This is a genomic window from Streptomyces sp. TN58 (genome assembly GCF_001941845.1).
Lineage (GTDB): Bacteria > Actinomycetota > Actinomycetes > Streptomycetales > Streptomycetaceae > Streptomyces.
Genome location: NZ_CP018870.1, coordinates 176,427 through 200,019 on the forward strand (window position 1 = coordinate 176,427; position 23,593 = coordinate 200,019).

Consider the following 23,593-nt stretch of genomic DNA (forward strand, 5'->3'; position numbering starts at 1 on the left):
GCCCGGCGGGCGGGCCGGCCGGCTCGGTGTGGCCGTCCGGGTGGGTGGACTGCGGTCGCGCCGTGGCACCGCTTGGCGGGACGGCCGGCAGGGCGACGCCGGGCCGGCCGCGGTGCGAGGGGGACGGCCCGGCCGGTCGGCGGTGGCCGGGCCGGTCGGCGGTGGCCGGGCCGGTCGGCGGTGGCCGGGCCCGCCGGCGGTGGCCGGGCCCGCCGGCCTGTCTGGCCGTCAGGCGGTCGGTGGGTCCCGGGGTGGCCGTCAGGCGGTCGGGCGCAACCGGTCCAGCTCGCTGCCGATCGCTTCTCGCAGCGGGTCGTGCTGCGGGCCGAGCCTGGACTGCTCGTCACTCCACCGGTCACGCGGATAGAGCCACACCGGAGCGCGCACCGCGTCGGCCGGCTCCCATGCGAACCGCGGCCACACGTGGGCGTGCAGGAACGGGTCCTTGTTCCCCAGGATCTCCAGGTTGACCCGCCGGAAGGCGGGGTCCAGCCGCCTGCAGGCCCGCTCGACCGCCTCGCCGAGCTGATCCATGTCGGACAGGAACGACAGGCGTTTGGCCTTCGGCAGGTCCGACAGCCGCTGTACCTGCGGGTCGTCGACGAGGAGTACCGAGTATCCCGGCAGGAACTGGACATCCCCGATCACGGCGAATCCCGAGGTCAGCCGCCGCAGCACGGTCGGGTTCTCCCCTCTGAGGGCGGTACCGATCCGATCCGTCCGCCAGTCTCCGGTCATGGCCGGAACCTACCAGCAGGTGATCAGGGACCGGGTGTGCCTGCGCCTCCCCGCCCCGTCAGGCGGTGGATGCGGTCGACGCCGTACCAGCGGGAGACGCAGGCGGCGACCCAGTCGCGGTCGTAGTCGGCGGTGAAGAAGGGCTCGGCGAGGTGGCCGATGGGCAGGGGGCGGTAGCCGACGTCGGTGGCGCCGTGCGCCGCCTCGGTGCGGATGCGGGTGTTCTGGGCGTCCCAGGCGATGGAGCGGGCCACCGTGGTGGTGGTGAGCTGCTGCAGGTGCGGGACGAGGGAGGCCGTCGCGGCCAGGGTCAGGCAGAGGGCCGCCGTGGTGGCGGTGGCCGCGGCGGCGGGGCGGCGGGCGGCCAGGCGGGGGCCGGCCCAGGCTCCCAGGAGGGCTCCGTAGCCGCACAGGGCCAGTTCCATGGGCAACAGGAAACTCGTCCAGGTCCGGGCGTAGGTCCAGCCGGTGGGGCCGTATCCGCTGCGCAGGCCGGCCGCCACCGCGAAGGAGCCCAAGATCACCACGGGCAGCGGCAGGAGCAGCAGGGCGGTCCGCGTGGCCCGCCCGGCGCCGGGCCGCGCACCGGAGGCGGGGACGCGGCGGGGGGCGGGGCGGGGGGTGCGGAGGGTGGCGGCCAGGCCCAGCAGGAGGCCGGCGGCCGCGGCGGCGAGGTAGGCCCACTGGCCGGTGACGGTGTCCCAGATGCGCAGCCAGTCCTCGAAGGTGGCGCGTAGTTCGCCGGTGGAGAGGATGGGGGGTTTCTCGGGCTGCTGGGCGCGGCGCCAGCGGGCGCCCGGGGAGGTGTGGAGGACGGTGAGGCCGCAGGCGAGGCCGGCGCACCACAGCAGGCACCAGGTGAAGGGGCGCCAGGTCGTGGTGAGGTGCAGGCGGGGCAGGCACAGCAGGGCGGTCAGGGCGGCGAGGAGTGCGCTGACGAGGGCGAAGGGTTCGCTCAGGGTGCCGAGGGCGAAGCCGGTGAGGAGGGCGCCGGCGAGGCCGGCGGTGCGGACGGCGGGGCGGGGGTGGGCGGCGGTGGCCAGGGCGAGCAGCAGGGCCCACAGGCCGATGACGCTCGGCACGGTGTGGGAGATCGTGGCGGGGGCCCACAGCAGGACCTGGTAGCTGCGGGTGCCCGCGAAGTACAGGAGTGCCTGCAGGGCCAGGGCGCAGGCGGTCAGGGCGAGCAGGGGCGGTGTGTGGCCGAGGGCGTGGAGGAGGCGGCGGCCGAGGAGGACGAGGGCGGCGGTGAGGGCGAGGGTGATGAGGGTGGGGAGGATTTTGGTGCCGGCCGGTCCGCCGCCGTAGAGGAGGCCGCTGAGGAAGGCGTTGGCGATCCGGCCGTTCTGGGTGGTGTAGAAGTCGGCGGTGATGCCGAGGACTCCCAGGTCGCGGGTTTTCCAGGCGGCGCACCAGTCGTCGGAGGTGGGGCGGATGTAGAGGCCGAGGAAGCATCCGACGGCGACGAGGGCTCCGGCGGCGGTGGCGAGGGTCGCCGCGGCGGCTGTGGGCAGGGTGCGCAGGAGGGGGCGGGGTCCGGTGTGGGGGCCGGTTGGTGGGGAGGGGGTCACGAGGTCCTCGTCCTCGGCCGCCGTGGTGCTCATGGGCCACCTCTTCGCAGCGTTCGCGGTGTTCGCAGCGGGGGTCCGTCGGGCGGGGGCGGCCGGTTGCGCCCCGCCGGCTGTGGTGATCGCACGGCCCGCGAACACCCATGATGTGCACGGTTCGTGGCGGGCGGCATCCCGGGCGGGGCCGGTCGCCACGGGCCGCTTCGGCGGGCGGGCTTCGGCGGGCGGGCTTCGGCGGGCGGGGAGGGTGGGGGTGGGGGTGGGGGGTCACCCGGGCGGCGGGGTGTGCGTGGCGGGGCGGGCGGGGGTCTTCGAGGATGGGCCGGGGGCGGTGTCCGCGCGTACGCGGTGCGGCGGAGGGAGTGGCGGTGCCCGTTGTCCTTGGATGCTGGGCGGTGGCCGCGGCGGTGCTGGCCGGGGCCTCGGTTCCGGTGTGCGGTGCGGGCGGTCATGCGCCGCTGTCGGGGTTCACCGCCCCCACGGTCGGGGTGCTGTCCAATGTGACGGCCGCCGAGGGGGTTTCGGCTTCGCGTGCCGCCGGCGCCCGGTATGTGGAGGGCAGCAACGTGCTGCGGCTGGCGTCGGGGCGGTGGCTGTACCTGCCCGCGGGGCGGACGGTGTCGGTGGTGGTCGGGGCCGGTGACGCGGGGGCGTTGCGGCAGATCGGGCAGAGCCGGGCGTGGCTGGCGTCGGGCCGGATCCCGGGCAGGTCCGCGGCGGAGCGGGCGGCGGCCGCGCGGGCGCTGCTGGCGATGCGGGCGCTGCTGCGGCCCAACGGGGCGATGGCGGCGGGGTGGAGTCCGGGCTGGATGTACTCCTGGCCGCGGGATGCGAGCTTCGCGTGCGCGGCGTTCGCGCACACCGGGCATGACGCGGAGGCGTTCGGGATCCTGCGGCACAGTGCCGCGACGCAGCGCGGGGACGGCAGCTGGGAGGCGCGTACGAAGCTGGACGGTTCCGGGCCGCCGGACGGCAGGCGGTGGCAGCTCGATGCCAACGGCTGGGTTCCGTGGTCGGTGTGGCAGTGGTACCGGGCGGCGCCGGCGGAGGGCCGGCGGGCCCGGCTGGCGACGCTCTACCCGATGGTGGCCAGGGCGGCCGACCGTGCGGCGCGGTCGCTGGGGGCGGACGGGCTGCCTCCGGCGTCTCCCGACTACTGGGAGCTGATGACGTCGAGTACGAACATCGGGACGGCCGCGCCGCTGCTGGCCGGGCTGAACGCCTCCGCGGACCTGGCGCGGGAGGCGGGCCGGCCCGGGGACGCGGCGCGGTGGGCGCGGGCGGCGCGGCGGCTGTCGGCGGGGATCTCCAAGCGGTTCCTGCCGCTGGGCTACCAGCGCACCGTCGACGGCCGGCACGGGCGTGACAGTGCGGTGGCGTTCATGACGCCGCCTTTCAACGCGGCTCCGGCGGGGCTGGAGGCGGTACTGGAGTCCACGTGGCGGGCGCTGCGCCTGCCCAACGGGGGGCTGACGCCGGGTGATGACCCGGGGGCGCCGTGGGGTGCGACGGCGTGGACGCCCAGTACGGCGTTCTTCGCGCTGGCGTGGGCGGCCGGGGGGCGGCCGGCGAAGGCGGGGCCGGTGCTGGAGTGGGTGCTCTCCAAACGCAACGCGCTCGGTGAGCTGCCGGAGAAGGTGGACAGCGCCGGCCGGGCCGCTTCGGTGGCGCCGCTGGCGTGGACGGGGTCGATCGTGCTGCTGTCGCTGGTGGCGCTTGAGAGTGGCGGTCTGCCGGCCCCGCCCCCGGGGCGGTAGGAGGGGCGGGACTTCGGGCGCGGCGCGGTCCTGTCTGACGCGGATCCCGGACGCTCCCCCGGGCTGCTCTCCACTCCCCTCCTCGCCCCCTCCCCGCTCCCCTCTCCCCGCGCCCTTCTCCGCTCCCCCTCCTCGGTCCCCGGTCGGTTGCTGACGGCAAGACACCTCGACCCGCTCCCGGGCCGCCTCTTTCGGTTCACCTCGCTGACGGCCATGCCCGCGCCGCTGCCGCAGCTCCCGCCACTCTGGCCCTCAGGCGCTCTGGCCCTCTGGCGCTCAGGCGTCAGCCGGTGGGTTCGGCCACTCGGGCGAGCAGGGCGGAGTTCGCCGGTCATCCGGGGAAGAAGCGGCCGGCGGGCCCCGGCGCATGTGTGCGCCGCCGTCGGCGGCGGGTGGTACGGGCGGCGGTCACAAGGGGCCCTGTCACCGGTGGTCAGGGCGTGGGGAGTTGAGCAGTGCGGCCGGACGGCCGGGCCGGGCGGCAGCCGGGTGGTGGGGCGCTGTGCCGGTGGCTGCGGTAGGGCCGGTGGCCCGGGTGGGGCGGGCGGTGGGGCCGGGGCGGGCCGGCGGGTGGTGGCCGCAGGGTGGGTGCCGTGGCGGGGGGGGGGGGGGGGGGGTTGGGGCGGTGGTGGTCAGTGGTGCCAGGTGGAGGGGTGGCGGGCGGCCTGGGCGAGGGCGGTGGGCGGGACGGCCCGGTGCCAGGGGGTGGGGGCGGGTCCGGCGGGGCCGGGGGTGGGTGTGGGGGTGGTGGTGTGGAGGTCGGCGTCCAGGCCGAGGGTGGCGGCCAGGTTGGTGCCGTCGGGGGTGGTCACGGCGGCCGGGGCGCCGGTGTAGAGCATCTGGGACTCGTGCCAGACAGGGCCGGTGCCGGTGCCGGTGCCGGTGTTGGTGCCGGTGTTGGTGTTGGTGTTGGTGTTGGTGTTGGTGTGGGTGTCGGGGGTGGGGAGGGTGATGGCGGCGGTGCCGGTGGCGGCGCGGCCGGCGAGGAGGTGGCCGGTGGTGGCGACGGCGCCGTAGCCGCCTTCGCCGCCGGTGGTGGCGGGTGGGGAGAGGAGGGGGGCGGCCGTGGTGGCGGTGGCCCGGGTGGTGGTGACGGTGCCGGTGCCGGGGGTGCGGAAGGAGAGGCGGACGCCGTCGCCTTCGGGGGTGGCGGACAGGACGCCGGTGGTGGCGGGCAGGCCGGTGGGGAAGGGGCCGGCGAGGGGGGCGCCGGGGGCGGGCTGGGTCCAGGCCAGGACGGTGCGGTCGGTGGCGGCGTAGAGGTGTCGGCGGCCGGCGCTGTCGGTGGCGGTGGCGGGGTCGCCCTGCAGGGCGGTGCCGCCCAGGCTCTGCCAGGGGCCGAAGCCGGCGCCGGGGGCGGTCTGGGTGGCGGCGGCCAGGGTGCGGCGGGAGTCGCGGAGGTAGACGGTGATGCGGCCGGCGGGGTCGGTGGTGGCGGTGGGGGTGCCGATCGCGGAGGTGGCGGAGAGGTCGCCGGTGTCGGGGGTGCCGAGGGTGTGCCAGGGGCCGAAGCCGGCGCCGGGGGCGTTCTGGAGGGCGTAGACGGTCTCGCGCCGGTAGTCGTGGGGGGTGGTGGTGGCCAGGGTGGTGCGGGTGGCGAGGACGGCGATGCGGCCGTCGGGCAGGCGGGCGGTGGACGCGCCGGCGTCGATGGTGGTGCCGGGGGCGGTGGGGGGCAGGAAGCGGGGTCCCTGCCAGGGGGTGTCGGGGCGGGGGCGTGTCCAGTAGGCCATCTGGCCGTCGAGGGCGGCGAAGGCGTAGAGGTGGCCGGGCGGGCCCTGGGTCAGCCAGGTGGTGCTCTCGCCGCGGCTGTAGCGGATGGTCTGGTTCCAGCCGGCGCCGGTGGGGCGGGTGGCGGTCTTGCGGTCGCCGCAGCCGGCGGGGCTGCCGCACCAGTCCTGGTGGTCGCTCCAGGCGTAGGTCTTGAGGTAGCCGAGTTTCTCCTCGGCGGCTTTCGCGTCGAGGGTGGGGGGCAGGGAGCTGTTGGGGTAGCTGACGTAGTTCTGGACCGAGAAGTGGGGGCGGGGGCCGGCGGCGGTGGTGGCGGCGTAGCGTTCGGTGGCGGCCTGTACGAAGCGGGCCCCGTAGATGTGGTCCTGGTGGTCGGCGGGGGCGCCGGCGGGCCGGGTGCGGCCGGGGGTGGGGTCCTGGGTGCGGATGGTGGTGGGCCGGTAGAGCGCCAGTACGTTGGCGATGGCCTGGACGGCCTGGTCGCGGGTGTAGGTGAAGGGGGTGGTGACGGGGGTGCCGGAGGCGAGTTGGGAGCCGAGGGCGGGGACCTTGCCGTCCCACAGGCCGCGCAGGCTGTCGGGGTTGTCGCCGGAGATGCTGCGGGCTTCGCGCATCTGCATCCACACCAGGTTGACCTCGGGGCGGGCGAGGAGGACGTCGACTTCGGCGCTGCCGCCGCCGGTGGTGGGCACGGAGGTGCGCTGCCAGGCGCTGGTGCGCCGGCCGGTGGCCATCTCGGCGTAGGCGGCGCGTATGCCGTTCTGGCGGGCTTCGGCGTAGGCGGCGTGGTCGGCGGGGCGGGCGGGGTCTTGCAGGTGGGGGCTGTGGGCTTCGTTGCGGCCGTCGGACTCGCCTGCGGTCAGGTAGACGGTGGTGACCTTGACGCCGGTGGATATGGAGCGGCTGAGGTCGGGGTTCATGAAGAACAGGTCGTCGTCGGGGTGCGCGACGAACTGCACGACCGTGCCCTGGGTGACGCTGGGGCGCTGGGGGGCCTGGGCGGCGGCGGGCGCGGGGGCGGCGGCGTGTCCGTGGGCCCAGGTCGTGACGCCGGCGACGCCGGCGGCGGCGGTGAGGGCGGCGAGCAGGGCCGCGAGGCGGGTGCGGCTGGCCAGGGACATCGCGGGCGCCTTGGGGGTCGGTCCGGTGCGGGGTGCTCCGAAGAGTGGGGGGTGTCGGTGCCCCGATGGCTGGAGCACTTCCGGAGACGACCGGGGCCGATTATGCCTCGCGTGTTTTCTGCTGACACACCCTCAAACACCATATGAAACCAAACCAGTTGAATGCACGATATGGGCGTCTTGTCCCTATTTGGGGATGGTTGGGTGGGGTGGGGTGGGAGGGGGCCGCGTGGTGTGTGTCACGTGCGGGGGCGGGGTGGGGCGGTGTGGGGGCGGCGGATTTTCGTGGACTTCTGGGGACTTCTGTCGACTTCCAGGGGTTTCGGCGGCGGTGTGGGCTGGGGTTTCGCGGTGTCCGGCGGGCGGCGGGCCGGCGCGGGTCGCGGGGCGGTCGGGAGACGGCGCGGGCGGCCGCGCCCGGGGGGCGGTGAGGTCTCTCACACCGGCGGGGGGTGGGGGGTGGTAGGCCGGTCCGTCGGGGGCGGCCGTCGGACGGCGGCGGGCCGGCGGGGGCCGACCGGGGGAGCCGGCGGGCCGGGCGCACCGGCGGCGGCGGTGGGGCGGTGGGCCGGGCGCGGCCCGGTGGCGGCCGTGCCTCTCCCGGGGTCTGGGCCCTTGGCGGGGTCTGGGCCCGGTGGCGGCGGTGCCTCTCCCGGGGTCTGGGCCCCTGCCTCGGTCTGGGCCCGGCGGGCGGCTCGGGCGGGGCCGGCGGGCGTTGCGGCGAGGGCCCGGAAGCCGGTGGAAGCGTGGGTTGAGCGCACCGGCAGCGGCGGCGGTGGGGCGGTGGGCCGGGCGCGACCTGGTGGCGGCGGTGCCTCTCCCGGGATCTGGGCCCGGTGGGCGGCTGGGCCCGGCCGATGGGCGTCGCGGCGAGGGCCCGGAAGCCGGTGGAGCCGTGGGTTGGGCGCACCGGCGGTGGTGGGCGGGTGGGCCGGGCGCGGCCCGGTGGCGGCGGTGCCCCCTGCCGGGGTCTGGGCCCGGTGGGCGGCTCGGGCGGGGCCGGCGGTCGTCGCGGCGAGGGCCCGGAAGCCGGTGGAGCCTTGGGTTGGGCGCACCGGCGGCGGGGAAGTCGGTGGGCGGGTGGGCCGGGCGCGGCCTGGTGGCGGCGGTGGCCCCTGCCGGGGCCTGGGCCCGGTGGGCGGCCGGCCCGGCCGATGGGCGTCGCGGCGAGGGCCCGGAAGCCGGTGGAGCCGTGGGTTGGGCGCACCGGCGGTGGTGGGCGTGGGCGGTGGGCTGCACGCGGCCTGGTGGCGGCGGTGCCCCCTGCCGGGGTCTGGGCCCGTGGCGGGTTGAGGCGCCTGTGGGTGCAGGTTCGCCGTGGATCGAGAGGGTTCCGACTGCTTCGTGGCCGGGGCGGGGCCTGCGTAGAGGCGAGGCGGCCGGTGGTGGGGAAGCCGGTGCCGTCGCCGACGGTGACCAGCAGGACGGCGGCGGTCCTGACGCCGACGCCGGGCAGCGACGTCAGGACCTGGGAAAGAGGGGGCCACCAGCAGCTGGCTGGTCTGGGGCTCCAGGGCCCCGCGTTTTTCGCGGACGGCCGCGAGGGAGCGGGCCAGGTATGGGATGACCGCGTGGAGGGTGCCGGTGCCTGGGACGACGACGGTCCGTTCGTCGAGCGCGTCGAAGACGTCGTCGATACGCCGGGTGGCTATGCGCAGGGCCTTGGGGCGGACCAGTTCGACGAGTCTGCGGCGGCCGGCTTTCCCGTTCCGACGCGGCCGAGCCAGGTGGGCGCGGCAGTCGGGCCGGCGTGTCGACGTGCGGCGCAGGCGGTGGGTGCCGGCCGGGTCGGGTGTGGTGCTGGTGGCGGCCCGCCATGGGGCGCGGCAGGCGGGCTCCGCCGGCCGCGGCGGTTGCTCTCGGGTGAGGTGACGCACCAGCGGGGGTGGGGAAGGCGGTGCGCGGACGGGCCGGCTTCGCCGGGAGTCCTGCCCGGGCGGGCCTGGGCGAGGTCGGCGGGTCCCGATCCCGGGCCCGGTGCGCAGGCCGTCCGTCTCCGAGGCGCCCGCGCTCCGTGAAGCGGGGCGGTTGCGGTGCCCGGCCGCGTCGGCGGGATCGGGGCAGAGGCGGGGGCTCCACGGTTCATGGCCGTGCGGAGGAAAGCGCGACGCCGCGGGGTGGGCCCTGGTGGTGGAGGGGGTGTGCGTTCGTCTCGGGGAGGGGCGGCGGCGTGCAGGCGTGCCCAGGGCGGCGGCGTGGGCGGCGGTCGGGGCGGCGGTCGGGGACGGTGTTCGCAGTGCTCCGTCAGCCAGGTCTGCTCCCCGTGCCGCCGGTACGGCGCTACGGGGGCGGGTTCGGGCGCTACGGCCGCCGGTACGGGCGCCACTGGCGGGTCGGGGCGCCTGGGGTGGAGCGCCGCCGCCTCCGGGCGCAGGCTGGGGCCGGTGCGGGCCGGGCTGGTCTGTTGGACTGCCGCAGTGGTCTGTGCCGCTGGGCGTTGTGCCCGGGCGAGTGGGGCTGGTGTCCGGCTGTGTGCGAGTGCGCCGGTGCTTTGGCGCGGGACGCAGAGCGTTCCTGGGGCTCCGGCGGCGCTCTGCGCGCGTTCCTCCGGGCTGCCGCGCGCGGGGAGGTGCCGGCCCGCGCGGGTGCGTACGGGCGCACGGTAGGCGGGTGTCGCGGGGCGGTGAGCCCCCGCCCGGGGCGGGGCGGGGCGGGCGGGGGGGCGGTGTGGTGCGTGGCGCGTCCTGTGCCCGCTGCCCCGCCCGCCGCCGTACGCCGCCGTACGCCGCCGTGCGCCCGCGGGCCCGCGGGCAGCGGCGGGCGGCGTACGGCGGCGAGTGGTGTGCGGGGGGTGTGGTCTTGCCGCGGTGGTGTTACTTCAGGCCGATCTCGTCGCAGGCGGCTTTGAGGGAGTCGGTGCAGATCTCCTCGACGGTGTAGACGCCGTCGAGGACCACGGTGGTGCGGATGTCCTCGCGGGTCACTGGCACGCCGGGGATGAGGACGGCGGGGATGCGCTTGCTGGTCGGGCTGCTGACCACCTGGTTGATGATTCCGTCGATCTTCTCGCCCTGGGCGAGGAGGACGGCGAGTTCGGCGGCGGCTTCGGCCTCGCGGGCGTAGGGCTTGTAGACGGTCATGAACTGCTCGCCCGCCACGATGCGCCGCACGCCGGCGAGTTCGGCGTCCTGGCCGGTGACCGGGGGCAGGGGGGAGACGCCGGCGGCCTTGAGGGCGGTGATGATGCCGCCGGCCATGCCGTCGTTGGCGGAGTAGACGCCGACGATCTTGTCCTTGCCGAGCGCGGAGAGCGCGGACGCCATGTTGGTGTTGGCGTTCTCCGGCTTCCACTCGACGGTGTCGTACTCCTTGCCGACGTTCACCTTGCCGTCCAGGACGGAACGGGCACCGGCCTTGAAGCTGGCGGCGTTGGGGTCGGTGACCGCGCCGTTCATCATGACGATCTTCCCGGTCCTGGCCTTGTCGCCCAGGGCGTCCAGCAGGGCCTTGCCCTGGACGCGGCCGACGTCCTCGTTGTCGAAGGAGGTGTAGGCGTCGATGGGGCCCTCGGCCAGGCGGTCGTAGGCGACCACCGCGATACCGGCCGCCTTGGCCTTCGTCACCGCTGCGGCGATGGCCTTGGAGTCCACCGCGTCGATGACCAGGACGTCCACCTTGTCCTTGATCATCGCATCGGCCTGGGCGCTCTGCCGGACCGCGTCGCCCGCGGCGTTGGCGTAGAGGACCTTGCCCTTGCCCAGGGTCAGCAGGGCGACCTTCTTCTCCATCAGCGGCTTGTCGAACTTCTCGTAACGCGCGGTCTCGTTCTCGGGGAGCAGCAGGCCGATCCTGACCTCGCCGCTGCTGTCACCGGAGCCGCCGGAGCCGTCGGAGCCGCCGCAGGCGGTGAGCGTGACGGCGAGCGCCGTGACGGCCAGAGCAACGGGGGCACGCCCCAGATACGCGTTCACGAGGTGAGCCTCCCTGGTGGGGCCGTGTCGGTACGGCCGAGGGAGGCAGTCAACGTGCCCGTATCCGCTGCCGTCAAGAAGTGAATCCCTAACGAGATGGCAACGCTGTCACCGCACGGTCACCGCACTCCCGCACCGGGTCCGTGCAGGGCTTTCCCCGGCCGGCGGCGGCCCGCTTGCCGGTCTGGCGTCAACTCCTGAAGGGTAGGAGGCGGTTTGGTCTTCACCACGTGAGCAGCCCCGCGCCGGGACGGGGGTGCGGGGGCGGGTCGCGTGGGGTGGGCCGGGCAGGACGCGGCGGGGCGGGCCGGGCGCGGCGGGGCGGGCCGGGCGGGGCGGGCCGGACGGGGCGGATGGCAACGGGCGGCGGGCCGGGCCGGACGCGGGAGGTCGGACGGGGCGGGGCGGGCGCAGCGGGTGGCGGCGGGCCGGGCGCGACAGGCCGGACGGGGCGGATGGCAACGGGCGGCGGGCCGAGCCGGGCGCGGGAGGTCGGACGGGGCGGGGCGGACGGGGCGGGCCGGACGGGGCGGGCCGGGCGCGGGAGGTCGGACGGGGCGGGGGCGCACCGGGTGGCGGGCCGGGCACGGGGTGGTGGGTGGCCGGGGTGGAGCGGGCCGGGAAAAGAGGGGCGGGCTGGCCGGCCGGGATCGACCAGGCGGCCGGGCGGGCGGAGCGGGCCGGGGGAATGGGGCCGTACTGCCCACGTTGCGACAAGCCCGGCGCCATCCTCGCCCCGCCATCCTCGCCCCGCCGGCCGCTCCCCCGAGGCCGCCCGCCCCGCGATGCCGGTCCGCAGACCGGGCATCATCCCGCTGCGAAGGACCCCCTGGGCCCTTGGGCCTGCGCTGAAGCCCCAAAGGCAAGACCACCTGAACCCCGCAAGGTTCCGACTCGACGAGCCACCGTCCTCATGGGCGGTGGTCCGTTGATTTGGGGAGTCGAGACAGACCTCGCTCCGCTTCGTCCACGAACTGCTCGTGCACTGTGAGTTCACGGCCTCTGCCCGGACTCGTCAGAACGATGGTCTTCGCCTCACCGAGAGCCTCAGGCCCCGCCCCGAGGAGCTCGCGTGTGATCATCACCGCATCGAGCACCTCGACCCGGTGCTCGCTCAGCAGCCGCTGCACCGCAGCCATCCCGTCATCCATGCCCAGCAGCGGTCGGCACTCATCCACGAGCGCCTCAAGCCGGGCGGACCTCTCCGGATGCAGCCCTCTGATCACCATCACACCGCCCCCCCTCGCTCAGTCCCCGGGCCCCAATCGTGGCTCATGTTTGCCTCTGAACCTCGCGGCTAAGCCGATCACTCATCGAGAAGTCCGAAGTCCCCGGGAAAGGCGCTAAGGAATTCTCGCCTCACGGCGTCCCCCTCCGCCTCAGCCATGGCTCCGAGCACGCCAAGCAGTTCGCTTCGCTGGTCATGCGACAAGCGACCCAACGTGGCCCCAATGCCTTCCAGGGCCTTCACGGCGTCGTCCGGATCCATCTGCTCGTCGTCCGCGCCGTCAATGAACCAAGCAACGTCCACCAGCGCGTCAGCCAATGCACGCGTCAGCGACGAGTACGCGGGTGTCACGGGTCCTCCAACAGATCAGCAGGCACGGGTGGCATGCCATCCCACCACATGCCGATCCGGCCCCACCACGCCGATACCACCGGCCCCTCAGAGGTTCCCAGGGGCTGCCGACCTGACGGTCGACAACCCCTCAAACACGCTCACGCTCCCTACCATCCTCGGACGGTCCAAACCCGGACACCTGAGGAACCGAAGCAGCTGTGGCCGTTTTCAAGGAATCTCATCAACACCCACCCACCACAGCCGGCCACGCGGCCTCAACCACCTCAGCGACACCCCGGGCCGCAGACGCCGGAAGAGCAGAACAAGCCGACAGGCCGACAGGACGGCAGGGCGACAGGGCGGGCAGCGCGGCAGGAGGCACTGCGGTACCGGGCCCCACACCGCGCCGCCGACCACCAGACCAGAGCGAGGCAGGCGGGGCTGCGGGGAGGCCCGCGCACTGGGTCCGCGGACCGGGCTTGCCAGGAGGCTCGCGGACCGGGGCTGCGGGGAGGCCTGCCGATTGGGCTTGCGGGCAGGGGCCCGGTGCTGGGGTTGAGGGGCCTGCGGGCGTGGGGTGGGGGTCAGGTGATGCCGATGGTGTAGGTGGCGCGGTAGCCGTTGTGGTGGGGGGTGAGGGGGAGGGTCATGGTGTGTGCCGCGGCGCGGTAGCGGCTGTCGCGGGTGTTGGGGTGTGGGGGTGCGGTGCGGCGGGTGTAGGGCGGGCGGCTGTAGATCTGGGTCAGGAGGTTTTCGGGGAAGAAGAACTGCGAGGTGGTCTCGGTGTGGGGGTCGGGGCGGACTTTGAAGTGGATGTGGGGGGCGAGGCCTGCGTACCAGCCGGGCACGATGGTGTGGAACACGCATCGTCCGGTGTGGTCGGTGGTCTGGGTGCCGCGCAGGAAGGTGGTCTGGGCGGTGGAGTAGTTGCCGTCGGCGTCGGCGTGCCAGACCTCGACGGCAGCGGCCGGCAGCGGCCGGCAGTGGTCGGGGACGCGGACGACGGTCAGGTCCAGGCGTAGCGGTACGCCGTCGCGGCCCTGGGTGATGTCGGAGCGGATCAGGGCGGCGTCGAGGTAGTAGGGTCCCGCGCCGGCCTGGACGGCGAGGACGCAGGCCGGGGCGGTGGCGGTGGCGGCTGTTGTCGGGGCGGGTGAGGGGGGAGGGGTCGGGGAGGCGGACGGCTGTGCCGGCGCTCCGCGTGGTGTGGAGGGGGCGGCACATCCGGCGGCGAGTACGGCGGCGGCCCCGGCCGACCCGGCGGCCAGGAGGAGGGCCCGGCGGCTGGTCGCCTGCGAGGAGACCGCGCCCGTACCGGCACCGGCACCATCACCGGCGCCGGCTCCCGCTCCGCCGCCGGAAGCGGTGCCGGCGCCGGTATCGGTGCCTCTGCCGGAACCGGTGGCGCGGCTGGTGGTGTCGTCTGCCATACGGGCCCCTTCCCACGTGCCCCGGGTTCCGTCCGCAGGTGGGGCGGGAGGGCGGTACACACGCGCCCACCGTGCCGGACGCGGCCTGTCCGGGCCGGTACCGACACACCCCCGCCCGCCCGGCGAGCCTCGCTCCGCCGGCCCTGCCGGCCTGCCGGCCTGCCGCGCTCTGGTCTGGTGGTCGGCCGCCGGTGTGGGGCCCGGTACCGCAATGCCTTCCGCCGCGCCACCGCCCCGCTGGCCTGGCCTCCTCACAAGCCCGGTCCGCAGGCCCAATCCGCAGGGCCTCCCCGCAGCCACAGTCCGCAAGCCCGGCCGACAGCCTTTCCCTGCAGCCCCGCCGCAGGCCCAGCCCCGCCGCGGCCCAGCCCCGCAAGCCCAGTCCGCGGGCCCAGTCCGCGCGTCTCCCCGCAGGCCGGTCGGCAGCTTTTCCTCGCAGGCCCACCCCTCAGCCCGCTCCCCCTCCCCGCTCCGCAAGCCGACCCGCCAGCTCTCCCCGCAAGCCGGTCCGCGAGCCCACCCCGCAGGCCGGACCACAAACCGACCCGCAGGCACACACCGCAGCCCACGGGCCAGACCCCGCAAGCCCGGTCCGCGGACTCTCCCGCAAGCCGGTCCGCAGTCACACCCGGCTGGTGCGGACATCGAGCCGCGCGGAGTCGCTCCGCGGCATGAGGAAAACCGCACGTGCGCCCGGCCGCTCCCGCAGCCCCCGGGCCGTAAGCCCATCCCGCAGGCCCGGTCCGCAAGCCCACCCTGAGGCTGATACCGCAAGCCCCGCTCCACGGGCCGGGCCCGCAAACCCCGAACCGCAAGCCCCCTCAGGCCGGACCGCAGCCCCTTTCCCGGCAGGCCCGGCCCCATGGGCCACCCTCCCCCGAACCCGGGCGGGCCGGGACCCACCCGCGCAGACGCCCCCCGGCGGGCCGCCCCCACGGCATGCGCCCACCGGGTGCGGGGCATGCCCGGATCGGAGAAGCTGGGCATGCCCCGCAGCGCCACCAGGCGCGCACAGGGACGGGCGAGGAGGCCACGTGGACGCAACAACAAACGGCCGCACCCCCCGCAGGCAGCGGACCCGCACACCAATACACACCCGCACCGCGATCCTGCTCAGCACAGCAGCAACCCTCGCGGCAACCACCGCACCAACCCACGCCGCACCACCCCCAGCCGCACCCACCCCCGCCCCCGACCCGGTCGTCCTCGACTGCTCCTCCAAACCCCAGATACGCCCCGAGGAATACCTCCTCGCCTGCGGCGACGGCAACAACCGACTCGTCGACCTCCGCTGGAACACCTGGGGAAACACCGCCACCGCCACCGGAACCGACATGGTCAACGACTGCCGCCCCTACTGCGCAGCCGGCCGCTTCCGCCCCTACCCCGTGACCGTCACCCTCAGCCACCCCCAACCCTGGCCCGACCACCCCGACACCCACCGCTACACCACCATCCGACTCCTCTACACCGACACCGCCCCCACCCCCGTCCCCAAAGACGTCACCTACAAACTCGTCTACGACAGCCCCGACACCCCCTAACCCCACCCCCACCCCCACCCCCGCACCCGCACCGCGGCTTGCGTACACACCCGCCCGACACATGCCCTACAACGCCGACCCGCGCACGTGGCATGCCGGGCCGACCCGCGCATCGCGCCTGCCCGATCCGGACAGGCACGCAGCGCACCCTGCCACCCGCATGCCGCGCCCCGTACCGCGCCGCCCGCGTGTCGCGCCCCCGTACCGCGCCCTCCATGCAACGTGCGGGGGCCAGGCCACGTCGCGTGCGGGGGCCAGGCCATGTGGCGGGCGGGGACCGGGCCATGTGGGGCCGGGCCGTGCAGGTGACACGCCGAGCGATGCCGGGTATGCACCCTGCCGTGCGGGGGCGGTCGGACGTGTGGAGTGCGGGGCTGGCCGGTCCCCGCCGTGCACGGGGCGGTCGGACGTGTGGAGTGCAGGGCGGCCGGTCCCTGCCGTGCGATGCCGGGTATGCACCCTGCCGCACGGGGGGCGGGTGTGCACCCTGCCGTACGAGGGCGGTCGGACATGTAGCGAGGGGCGGGGCCGGTCCCCGCCGTGCACGAGGCGGCCGGACGTGTGGAGTGCAGGGCGGCCGGTCCCTGCCGTGCGATGCCGGGTATCACCCTGCCCGTACGGGGGCGGGGTGTGCACCCTGCCGCACGGGGGAGGGTGTGCACCCTGCCGTACGAGGGCGGTCGGACATGTAGCGAGGGGCGGGGCCGGTCCCCGCCGTGCACGAGGCGGTCGGACGTGTATGGAGTGCAGGGCGGCAGGTCCCGCCATGCGATGCCGGGTATGCACCCAGCCCGTACGAGGGCGGTCGGACGTGTGGAGTGCGGGGCTGGCCGGTCCCTGCCGTGCGTGCGGCGTGCCGCGGCGGGCGCAGCCCCGTCCGAGCATGTCCCGCCCGCGCAAGGCTGCGCGGGCGAGCCCGACCTGACCGCCGGACCGGATGACCGCCGGACCGGATGACCGCCCATGGAATGATCACCCCGGGCCGCCCGTAGCACAGCGGCGCACGTGCAAGGCCGAACCGGGAGGCCGAAAAAAGCTCCCGGGAAGAACAGCGCGGCTGGTGGCCGGCAACGACGGCAAGGAACCGCTGGAGCTGACGGTGGAACCCTGGGCGGACATCCACCACATCCCGCCGAAAGAGACCTGCACCGTCACCACCCACCGGCCGGCCGGAAACGACACCCGGAGCTCAACCCCACACGGCGACGAACCGTTCCAGGTCCAACACCGGCCCCACGCAGTCACCGTCTGGGCCCACGGCCACTGCCCCCACCCCACCGACCGCAACAGCAACCCCACCCACGCCAACACATACAGGCGGCGGATGCCCCACCCCCAACCCGGCCACCTCAACAACCAACCAACCCCCACACACGAGCAACCCAGAACACCCCCCCCAAGGCCCACACCCCGCCCGCACCCCGGCCAGGCACCGCCAACACCTAACCCCCGACACAACTCCCCCCGCACGCGACCCCACACCCGGAAACGAGAACCACCCACAGCCACCCCGAAACAAACCCACCCCCACCCACCCCACCCCACGAAAAGAACCCGAACAACCCGGGCCACACACCAGCCCCACCCCACCGGCCGACCAACGAACCACACCCAAACCAAAGCCGCACCCCTACACCGGGCGAACGGAACACCACACCCAACAACCGACAACCCCCACCAACCCCACAAAGACCCCCTCAACCCCAAAAAGGGAACACCAGTTCGATGCGTCGGCCCCACCTCCGAACCAAGCCCCGCCCCCACGGGACCGAAAACACCTGTCACACACCCGTGACACACCCCCGACAACCCCGTGAAACACCCCCACCACCATCAAAACAACAACCCAAAACAGGACAAACAACCAAACAACCACCACTCCCAAAGACGCGAGAACCCCATGACCCACCCCACCCCCCAAAGGACCCCCATGACCACCACACCCACCACCACCCACACCACCCCCACCCTCGCCCCCCGCGAACAAGAAACACTCCGCCACATCGCCGCCGGCCACACCTACCACCAAACCGCACGCCACATGGGACTCTCCACCCACACCGTCGACGCCTACCTCCGCCGCATCCGCACCAAACTCAACATCAACACCACCGCCGAACTCACCCGCACCGCCATCACACTCGGCCTATAAACACCTGACCCTGACCCACAAAAAGACCGTCCAGACCAGGCGAAACACAACCTCAACCCGACCTGCAGCCCCCTCGACACACATCGACCCGGCACCCGACCGGTGAAGGGTGGGCTACCTCGCCACCATGATCAACATCGCAGCCCACCAGTTCGGCGACTCAACCACCACCAACCAACCGGGCATCACACCAGCCGCAGTGCGCACGAGGCGCCGCCGATGAAAACCACTCGCCGCTCTGCCCCGCAACCTCCCCCAAGGCGCGGCCCAGAGCCGGCGCCCGGGCAACCAGCAGTCCGATCAGCACATCGCGCCAGTAGCAGAGCGCGGGCTCGGACACCCAGTCCCGCCAGCCATGCCGGCCAGACGCCGGTCACGGCGCAGCACAGCCAGGACGATCACCGCGATTCCCCCAGCGGCATGACCCGCCACCCAGACCGGACCGCCTTCCAGATACCCCCTGAACAGATCGGCGAGGTGGCTGACGGTGCGCGCGGAAAGCCGCAGACGGCACTGGTGGACATGCGGGCAGGTGAGTTCAGCGAACTCTTCGGTCTTACGTCACCCAGTTCCACCGGAACTGGATGCGCTCGCGCCCCAGGGCTGGGAGAGGTACCAAGTGGCTCGTCTCAATGTGCCCAGGGCAGGCGAACCGCCTCGATTTCGGAGTCGTTCAGCAAGGCGTTGATGAGGGCTGGGAAACCGACGGCCTTGGTGGTCCACAGGTCGCAGTCGGTGCACAGGACCCAGGAGCGGTCATCGGCCCAGAGCTTCGGACTGGCCGTACAGGAATTCGACGTCGCCGAGCCGACCCGCACGCACGTGGAAGGTGTCGCAGTCAGTGGCTCCGAGCGTCATCGGGTGGCAGTACGCAAGGCGCGGGGCGGAGCAACCAGCCGGTTCCTACGACACTCCGGTCGGCCCCTGCTCGTGCTCGTACATGGAGTTGAGAACCCACACCGCGTCAGGTATCGGCGGAGGCATGAACCCGGTCAGACCGTCGCCACACAGCGCAGCCGGTCGGCGACCGCAGATGAGGCTTCGAGTTCGGTTGCTCCGGCATCCGCTCATGGTCCCCGGTGCCGAGCTCCTGTGACGTGGCGCCAGGGGCTGCTGTGGCTGTTGCCCCGGACCGGGCCGTGCCGCGGCTACCTCGGTGCCTCCGCGGCGCTGGTTGGGGCGTCTTCATGCAGGTGGTCAGGGAGGCCGAAGACGGGAAACAGGCGATTGGTGTCGCGGAAGGCCGTGATGCCGGTGATGCGGTCGCCGGAGAATTCGAGGACCTGCAAGGCCCACGGCTCGTAGCCTGCGCCGTCCGGACCCCGACGGGGGCGGTACTGGCCGAAAGCCGGCGAGCCGTTCGCCGCGGTCGGGATGAGACGGGAGCCGCGGCAGCCGATGGCCGGGCCGGTCAGCCACGCCCGGATCTCGGGGACGCCACGCATCCACTTCGCGTACGGGGGCAGGCACAACGTGGCATCGACGTGGAGGAGCATGCTCAACTCCTCCATGTCGTAGCGGGAGAAGGCGGCGGCGTAGCGCGCGGCGAGCACCCGGCGGACGTTGTCCGGCGGCTGAACGGCCGGCTCCTCCTCCCGTCGGCGGTCGGCCAGCGTGGCTCGGGCCCGCTGCAGGGCGCTGTTGGCCGAGGCGACGGTGGAACCGTGCAGGTCGGCGACATCGCGTGCGGAGAAGCCCAGGACGTCGCGCAGGAGCAGCGTCGCCCGCTGCCTGGGCGGCAGATGCTGCAGCGCGGCGACGAACGCCAGCCTTACCGACTCGCCCGTCGCCGCCGCGGCCTCGGGTTCACCGCCCGGGCACGGCTCCACCCACAGAGCGGCGTTCTGCGGGGGCCCCGGCGGCGTGCCGCCGTCCGCCGGTCCGGTCAAGTCCATCGGCAGCGCCCGCCGCCTGCCCGAGGCCAGCGCGTCCATGCAGACATTGGTGGCGATCCGGTACAGCCAGGACCGCAGCGCCGACCGGCCCTCGAAGCGGCCGATGCCCCGCCACGCCCGGACCAGCGTCTCCTGTACGGCGTCCTCCGCCTCGGCGTACGACCCCAGCATCCGGTAGCAGTACCGCGTCAGCTCCCCCCGGTACCCCTCCATGCCGTCCACCGCCGCGCCGACCGCCACCCCGGTATCCCCCATGCCGCATCCCTTCCCCCACACGCGGTCCCCGTCCGTTTACGGGCCTCACTGTAGGACCGGTCACGAGGTGCGGCGCCAGCGTGCCTGTTCGCGCATCCTGCGGCTGATCACCTTGAGGTCCACCAGGGCCACGAGGGAGAGGAGGAAGCAGCAGACGGCGAGAGTCGTGTAGATGCCCTGCGGCGGGCCCGCCGCGGTCGTCGCCTCGGACCCGAGGAACAGCATGAGGACGCCGATCAGCGCGAAGACGGGCGCGAAGATCAGGGACAGCAGGCGGCGGAGCCTGAGATCGCTGCGAGCCCATCGGGGTTCGCTGCCGTCGTGCCGCCATCGAGCGGCTGCCGCGCGCGTCTGCCGGTCGGCAGAGCGCCCGCTGCGGTAGTGCGGGTGTCGGTGGTCGGATGCCATGGCGATCGCCCTCCCGCTGTCGAAGGGTCCCCAGACAGGGTCGCCTGCCCCGGAAGGGAGGGCTCACACACTGCCCCCGGCGGGGACGGCTCCGCATCGCTGTCTACGCGGGGCCGTCCCCACCTGCTCCCTCAGGTGGTGGGGAGGAGGTCGGCGACGAGGTCGGCGAATTCCTCGGGGGCGAGGATGCGGATGCCCAGCTCCTCGGCCTTGGTGCGCTTGGAGCCGGCCTTCTCGCCCGCCACCAGGAGGGTGGTCCGCTTGGACACGGACGACGATGCCTTTCCGCCGGCCCGCTCGATCAGCTCGTTCATCTCGTTCCGGGACAGCACCGCCAGGGGGCCGGTCATGGAGCCGGTGACCACGACGGCCTGTCCGGCCAGCGGGCCGCCCGCCGAGTCCCCGCCGTCGGCGACTGCCTCGGCGGCGGGCTTCTGCGGCTCGGTGACCTGGATGCCGACCTGCTGGGCCGCAAGCTTGTCGAGGAGCGGGGCCAGCTCGACGAGTTCGGCTGCGATGACGCGGGCCTTCTCGGTTCCGATGCCGTCGACCCGGGCCAGCGTGTCCGCGTCGGCGGCCCGGATCGCGGCCATCGAGCCGAAGTACGCGGCGATCCGGCGGGACATCGTACGCCCGGTGCCGCGGACGCCGAGGGCGCAGAACACGCGGTTCAGCGCCGCCCCGCGGGCGGTCTCGATCGCGGCCAGGAGGTTGGCGGCGCTGGTCTCACCCATCCGCTCCAGGGCGAGAAGCTGCTCGCGGGTCAGCGTGAACAGGTCGGCGATGTCCTTGACCAGACCGGCCTCCACCAGCTGGATGGCGCGCGTGCCGCCGAGGCCTTCGATGTCGAGCTGGTCCCGGCCTGCCGCGTAGATCACCGAGGCCACGGCCTGGCAGGTCCGGCCGCGCACGCACCGCCACCGCTGCTCGGAGGCGTCGATGGCGTCGCCGCAGCGGGGGCACGCCTCGGGGAAGACGATCGGGGTCTCGGCTCCGGTGCGCTGGTCGATCAGCGGTGCCTCGATCCGGGGGATGACGTCGCCGGCCCGGTAGACGAACACCTGGTCGCCGAGCATGAGCCCGCGGCGGGTGATGTCGGACGGATTGTGCAGTGTGGCGTAGGTGACGGTGACCCCGTCGATGACGACGGGTTCCAGGACGGCGCGCGGGGCGATGATCCCGGTACGGCCGACGTTCCACTCGACCGCCAGCAGGCGGGTCACCTTGTGTTCGGCGGCCAGTTTCCGGGCCACCGCCCATCTCGGGGCGCGCGAGCCGTTGCCGGCCTGCCGCTGGTCGGCGGCCGTGTCGGCCTTGACGACGACGCCGTCGATCCCGAACGGCAGGTCTGCGCGCAGGGCGGCGATCGCGTCGATGCGTTCCTGCACCTGCTCCACGGTCTCGCAGCGCGTCGGGGCGGCGGCCGTGCTGGCGGCCGTGTTCGCGCCGAGAGCGGCCAGCGTTTCCAGGAGGGCGACGTGGCCGAGGTCGTCCAGGCCGATCGCGCTGTAGGCGAAGAAGGTCAACTCGATGCGGTAGGGGCGGTCCTTGGCCCGCAGGGTGCCGGCCGCTCCGCTGCGCGGGTGCGCGAACGGGGTGGCGTCGTGGGCGAGCCGGATCCGGTTGGCCTCCTCGAACTGCGCGGTCGTCAGCAGCACTTCGCCGCGCAGTTCGACGTCGATCGGCTCGGTGAGTACCGGCGGCAGTCCGAGCACGGCGTCGGCGGCGTGGGTGATGTCCTCGCCGGCCAGGCCGTCCCCGCGGGTGAGGACCTGAACGAGCCGGCCCTCCCGGTAACGGGCGGCCACCGCGAGGCCGTCGAGCTTCGGCTCCACGCACCACCCGGCCACCGGGTGCCCCAGGCGCCGTTCCAGTCCTGCGGCCCACTCGGCGAGCTCGTCGGCGTCGAAGACGTTGTCGAGGGAGAGCATCGGCACCGAATGCGGCACGTCTCCCTGAACAGCGCCGCCCGCCACCTTGCCGGTCGGAGACTCGGCCAGCGCGTCGTCCGGGTGGGCCTCCTCGTAGGCCGCGATGGCGCGCAGCAGCCCGTCGTATTCGTCGTCGCCGAGCGGGGTGGTCCCGTCGCCGTAGTACGCGGCCGACGCCGCCACAGCGGTGGCAACGGCGTTCGCATAGTCGGCAGGAGAGAGCAGGGCACTGTTTTCGGTCATGAAGGTCATCATCGTGCCCGGCACTGACAACGCCACCGGCAACGCCCCTGGCAGCGCCTCGATGCGGACCGGCACCGGCGCCCGGCGAGCGCTCCGGGGCCGCGCCCCCACGCCTCGCGCTCGCCGGCACGCCTCTGTATGCGACCGGCTTGACCTGCGCCGATGCCGCTCGTCCCGGCATGTGGCGCGATTCCTGCCGGCTGGGCCGAGAGGGGTACCGTCGTCCGGTCACGGACGGCGACCGGATCGTCCGGTCAACCCTGAGGAATCGACATGAGTGATCTGAACTCGCTGCGCGCGAGCCTGGCGTCGGGTGGGCACGACTTCGCCGGCACCCTGGCCTTCGTCGCCGCGCACTACGAGTACCGGCCGCAGGCGTTCCGCAACGGAGGCCTGGAGAACGCCGCGGGCGAGAACGAGGGCTCGTGCAAGACGTTGGGACTCGCCCTGCTGGAGGGGCTGAGCGACCAGGAGGCGCTGCTGGCCTTCGGCGAGCACTACCGCAGCGTGTTGGCGACGCCGGACGGCACCGATCACAGCAACATCCGCAACCTCATGGCCCACGGCCTGGCTGGGGTGGAGTTCGCCGGGCAGCCGCTGACCCGCAGGGACTGAGCGGCGAAGGGGGGGGTGGCGCGACGCGTCCACGGCCACGGCGCGGGCGGCGGACTGACCCGGCACGTCCCCGGGTCAGGGCCTTCGCGGCGGCGTTGCGCCCGCCCGCCGCGCGGGCCGACGGGGTAGGGCCGATGCTGGACGCATGGACAGCATCCACCGCCCGAGAACGGCCCCCGCGGGCAGGCGTGCGGCCGCGTGCTCCGGTATCGCGAGCATGCTCACGCTCACGCTCACGTTCGGGTTCGGGTTCGGGTTCGCGGCTCACGCCGCGGCCGTTCAGCCCGTTGCCGAGCCGTCGACCCTCACATGGGGGGAGACGAAAACCTAGGGCGACGGCCTGGCGGTCACGGTCGCCCGGCCCACCACCTTCACCCCCAGCGCCACCTCCGCAGGCCACCGGGCGGGCAACCAGGCGGTGGCCTGGAAGGTCACCCTGAAGAACGCGACCGGCGAGGCCTTCGAGACGGTGTTGGTCGCCGTGTACGCGAAGTACGGGAAGGCGGGCGAACAGGCCGAGCGGGTCTTCGACGCCGCGAAGGGCATCGAGGGCGGCTTCGAGGGCAGCGTCAGCCCTGGGCGCTCCGCGACCGTGACCTACATGTTCGACATCCCCAGGGCCGGCACCGAGATGCTCGACCTGGAGGTCGTGCCCCAGGTCATCACCCACGACGGAACCCACTGGGTGGGGTCCCTGCATCCCCGGGCCGGACGCGTCTGACGCCCGTACGGG

The 23,593-nt window shown here is 74.1% G+C and carries 15 protein-coding genes and 1 pseudogene; 5 read left to right on the forward strand and 11 right to left on the reverse strand.

The annotated features are described in order from the left end of the window. Positions 1–258: 258 nt before the first annotated feature. On the reverse strand, positions 259–738 hold the full coding sequence (locus tag BSL84_RS00890) for a diadenosine tetraphosphate hydrolase (RefSeq protein WP_030033911.1): 480 nt from the start codon (positions 736–738) through the stop codon (positions 259–261). Positions 739–761: 23 nt separating this feature from the next. After that, the gene (locus BSL84_RS00895; RefSeq protein WP_075969562.1) at positions 762–2,342 is read right to left on the reverse strand and encodes a DUF6056 family protein; all 1,581 of its coding nucleotides are present in this window, start codon (positions 2,340–2,342) and stop codon (positions 762–764) included. 332 nt (positions 2,343–2,674) lie between these two features. Here BSL84_RS00895 and BSL84_RS00900 point away from each other — a divergent pair, with 332 nt between their 5' ends. Then, positions 2,675–4,063, forward strand: coding sequence for a glycoside hydrolase family 15 (locus BSL84_RS00900; RefSeq protein WP_159393494.1), 1,389 nt, complete (start codon positions 2,675–2,677; stop codon positions 4,061–4,063). A gap of 632 nt (positions 4,064–4,695) precedes the next feature. Here BSL84_RS00900 and BSL84_RS37405 read toward each other — a convergent pair. The 6 genes and pseudogenes from BSL84_RS37405 to BSL84_RS00930 form a co-directional block, all read right to left on the reverse strand. Further along, positions 4,696–6,915, reverse strand: a complete 2,220-nt coding sequence (locus tag BSL84_RS37405; protein WP_075969564.1) for a PIG-L family deacetylase — start codon at positions 6,913–6,915, stop codon at positions 4,696–4,698. A 1,290-nt stretch (positions 6,916–8,205) separates the two neighbouring features. Next, positions 8,206–8,618: pseudogene (locus BSL84_RS35225) on the reverse strand (transposase); the annotation flags it as partial. Positions 8,619–9,728: 1,110 nt separating this feature from the next. Then, positions 9,729–10,826 carry a sugar ABC transporter substrate-binding protein gene (locus BSL84_RS00915; protein ID WP_420718774.1) on the reverse strand — a complete coding sequence of 366 codons (1,098 nt, stop codon included), beginning with the start codon at positions 10,824–10,826 and terminating at the stop codon, positions 9,729–9,731. A gap of 911 nt (positions 10,827–11,737) precedes the next feature. Further along, positions 11,738–12,055 carry a hypothetical protein gene (locus tag BSL84_RS00920; RefSeq protein WP_234363383.1) on the reverse strand — a complete coding sequence of 106 codons (318 nt, stop codon included), beginning with the start codon at positions 12,053–12,055 and terminating at the stop codon, positions 11,738–11,740. Between the two features lie 77 nt (positions 12,056–12,132). Continuing rightward, positions 12,133–12,405 carry a hypothetical protein gene (locus tag BSL84_RS00925; protein WP_075969565.1) on the reverse strand — a complete coding sequence of 91 codons (273 nt, stop codon included), beginning with the start codon at positions 12,403–12,405 and terminating at the stop codon, positions 12,133–12,135. A 566-nt stretch (positions 12,406–12,971) separates the two neighbouring features. After that, the gene (locus tag BSL84_RS00930; protein WP_079273068.1) at positions 12,972–13,817 is read right to left on the reverse strand and encodes a hypothetical protein; all 846 of its coding nucleotides are present in this window, start codon (positions 13,815–13,817) and stop codon (positions 12,972–12,974) included. Between the two features lie 1,034 nt (positions 13,818–14,851). On the opposite strand from BSL84_RS00930, the gene BSL84_RS00935 reads away from it, so the two are divergent. Continuing rightward, complete coding sequence (locus BSL84_RS00935; protein WP_052680758.1) at positions 14,852–15,361, forward strand: hypothetical protein; 510 nt, start codon at positions 14,852–14,854, stop codon at positions 15,359–15,361. Between the two features lie 1,930 nt (positions 15,362–17,291). After that, complete coding sequence (locus BSL84_RS00940) at positions 17,292–17,513, forward strand: response regulator transcription factor (protein ID WP_030027557.1); 222 nt, start codon at positions 17,292–17,294, stop codon at positions 17,511–17,513. A 1,148-nt stretch (positions 17,514–18,661) separates the two neighbouring features. Here the strand turns inward: BSL84_RS00940 and BSL84_RS00950 are convergent. The 3 genes from BSL84_RS00950 to ligA form a co-directional block, all read right to left on the reverse strand. After that, complete coding sequence (locus tag BSL84_RS00950; protein WP_075969567.1) at positions 18,662–19,663, reverse strand: sigma-70 family RNA polymerase sigma factor; 1,002 nt, start codon at positions 19,661–19,663, stop codon at positions 18,662–18,664. A gap of 60 nt (positions 19,664–19,723) precedes the next feature. Continuing rightward, positions 19,724–20,071, reverse strand: a complete 348-nt coding sequence (locus BSL84_RS00955; RefSeq protein WP_079273069.1) for a DUF6343 family protein — start codon at positions 20,069–20,071, stop codon at positions 19,724–19,726. A gap of 131 nt (positions 20,072–20,202) precedes the next feature. Further along, the gene (gene ligA, locus BSL84_RS00960; protein WP_045323995.1) at positions 20,203–22,254 is read right to left on the reverse strand and encodes an NAD-dependent DNA ligase LigA; all 2,052 of its coding nucleotides are present in this window, start codon (positions 22,252–22,254) and stop codon (positions 20,203–20,205) included. 264 nt (positions 22,255–22,518) lie between these two features. Here ligA and BSL84_RS00965 point away from each other — a divergent pair, with 264 nt between their 5' ends. After that, positions 22,519–22,860, forward strand: a complete 342-nt coding sequence (locus BSL84_RS00965) for a HopJ type III effector protein (protein WP_075969568.1) — start codon at positions 22,519–22,521, stop codon at positions 22,858–22,860. Between the two features lie 418 nt (positions 22,861–23,278). Further along, the gene (locus BSL84_RS00975; RefSeq protein WP_075969570.1) at positions 23,279–23,581 is read left to right on the forward strand and encodes a hypothetical protein; all 303 of its coding nucleotides are present in this window, start codon (positions 23,279–23,281) and stop codon (positions 23,579–23,581) included. Positions 23,582–23,593 lie beyond the last annotated feature (12 nt).

Coding starts and splice junctions, on each gene's coding strand:
- BSL84_RS37405 (WP_075969564.1), bottom strand. CDS start 6,915: ATGTCCCTGGCCAGCCGCACCCGCCTCGCGGCCCTGCTCGCCGCCCTC.
- BSL84_RS00965 (WP_075969568.1), top strand. CDS start 22,519: ATGAGTGATCTGAACTCGCTGCGCGCGAGCCTGGCGTCGGGTGGGCAC.
- BSL84_RS00950 (WP_075969567.1), bottom strand. CDS start 19,663: ATGGGGGATACCGGGGTGGCGGTCGGCGCGGCGGTGGACGGCATGGAG.
- BSL84_RS00955 (WP_079273069.1), bottom strand. CDS start 20,071: ATGGCATCCGACCACCGACACCCGCACTACCGCAGCGGGCGCTCTGCC.
- BSL84_RS00940 (WP_030027557.1), top strand. CDS start 17,292: ATGACCACCACACCCACCACCACCCACACCACCCCCACCCTCGCCCCC.
- BSL84_RS00930 (WP_079273068.1), bottom strand. CDS start 13,817: ATGGCAGACGACACCACCAGCCGCGCCACCGGTTCCGGCAGAGGCACC.
- BSL84_RS00890 (WP_030033911.1), bottom strand. CDS start 738: ATGACCGGAGACTGGCGGACGGATCGGATCGGTACCGCCCTCAGAGGG.
- ligA (WP_045323995.1), bottom strand. CDS start 22,254: ATGACCTTCATGACCGAAAACAGTGCCCTGCTCTCTCCTGCCGACTAT.
- BSL84_RS00920 (WP_234363383.1), bottom strand. CDS start 12,055: ATGGTGATCAGAGGGCTGCATCCGGAGAGGTCCGCCCGGCTTGAGGCG.
- BSL84_RS00895 (WP_075969562.1), bottom strand. CDS start 2,342: ATGAGCACCACGGCGGCCGAGGACGAGGACCTCGTGACCCCCTCCCCA.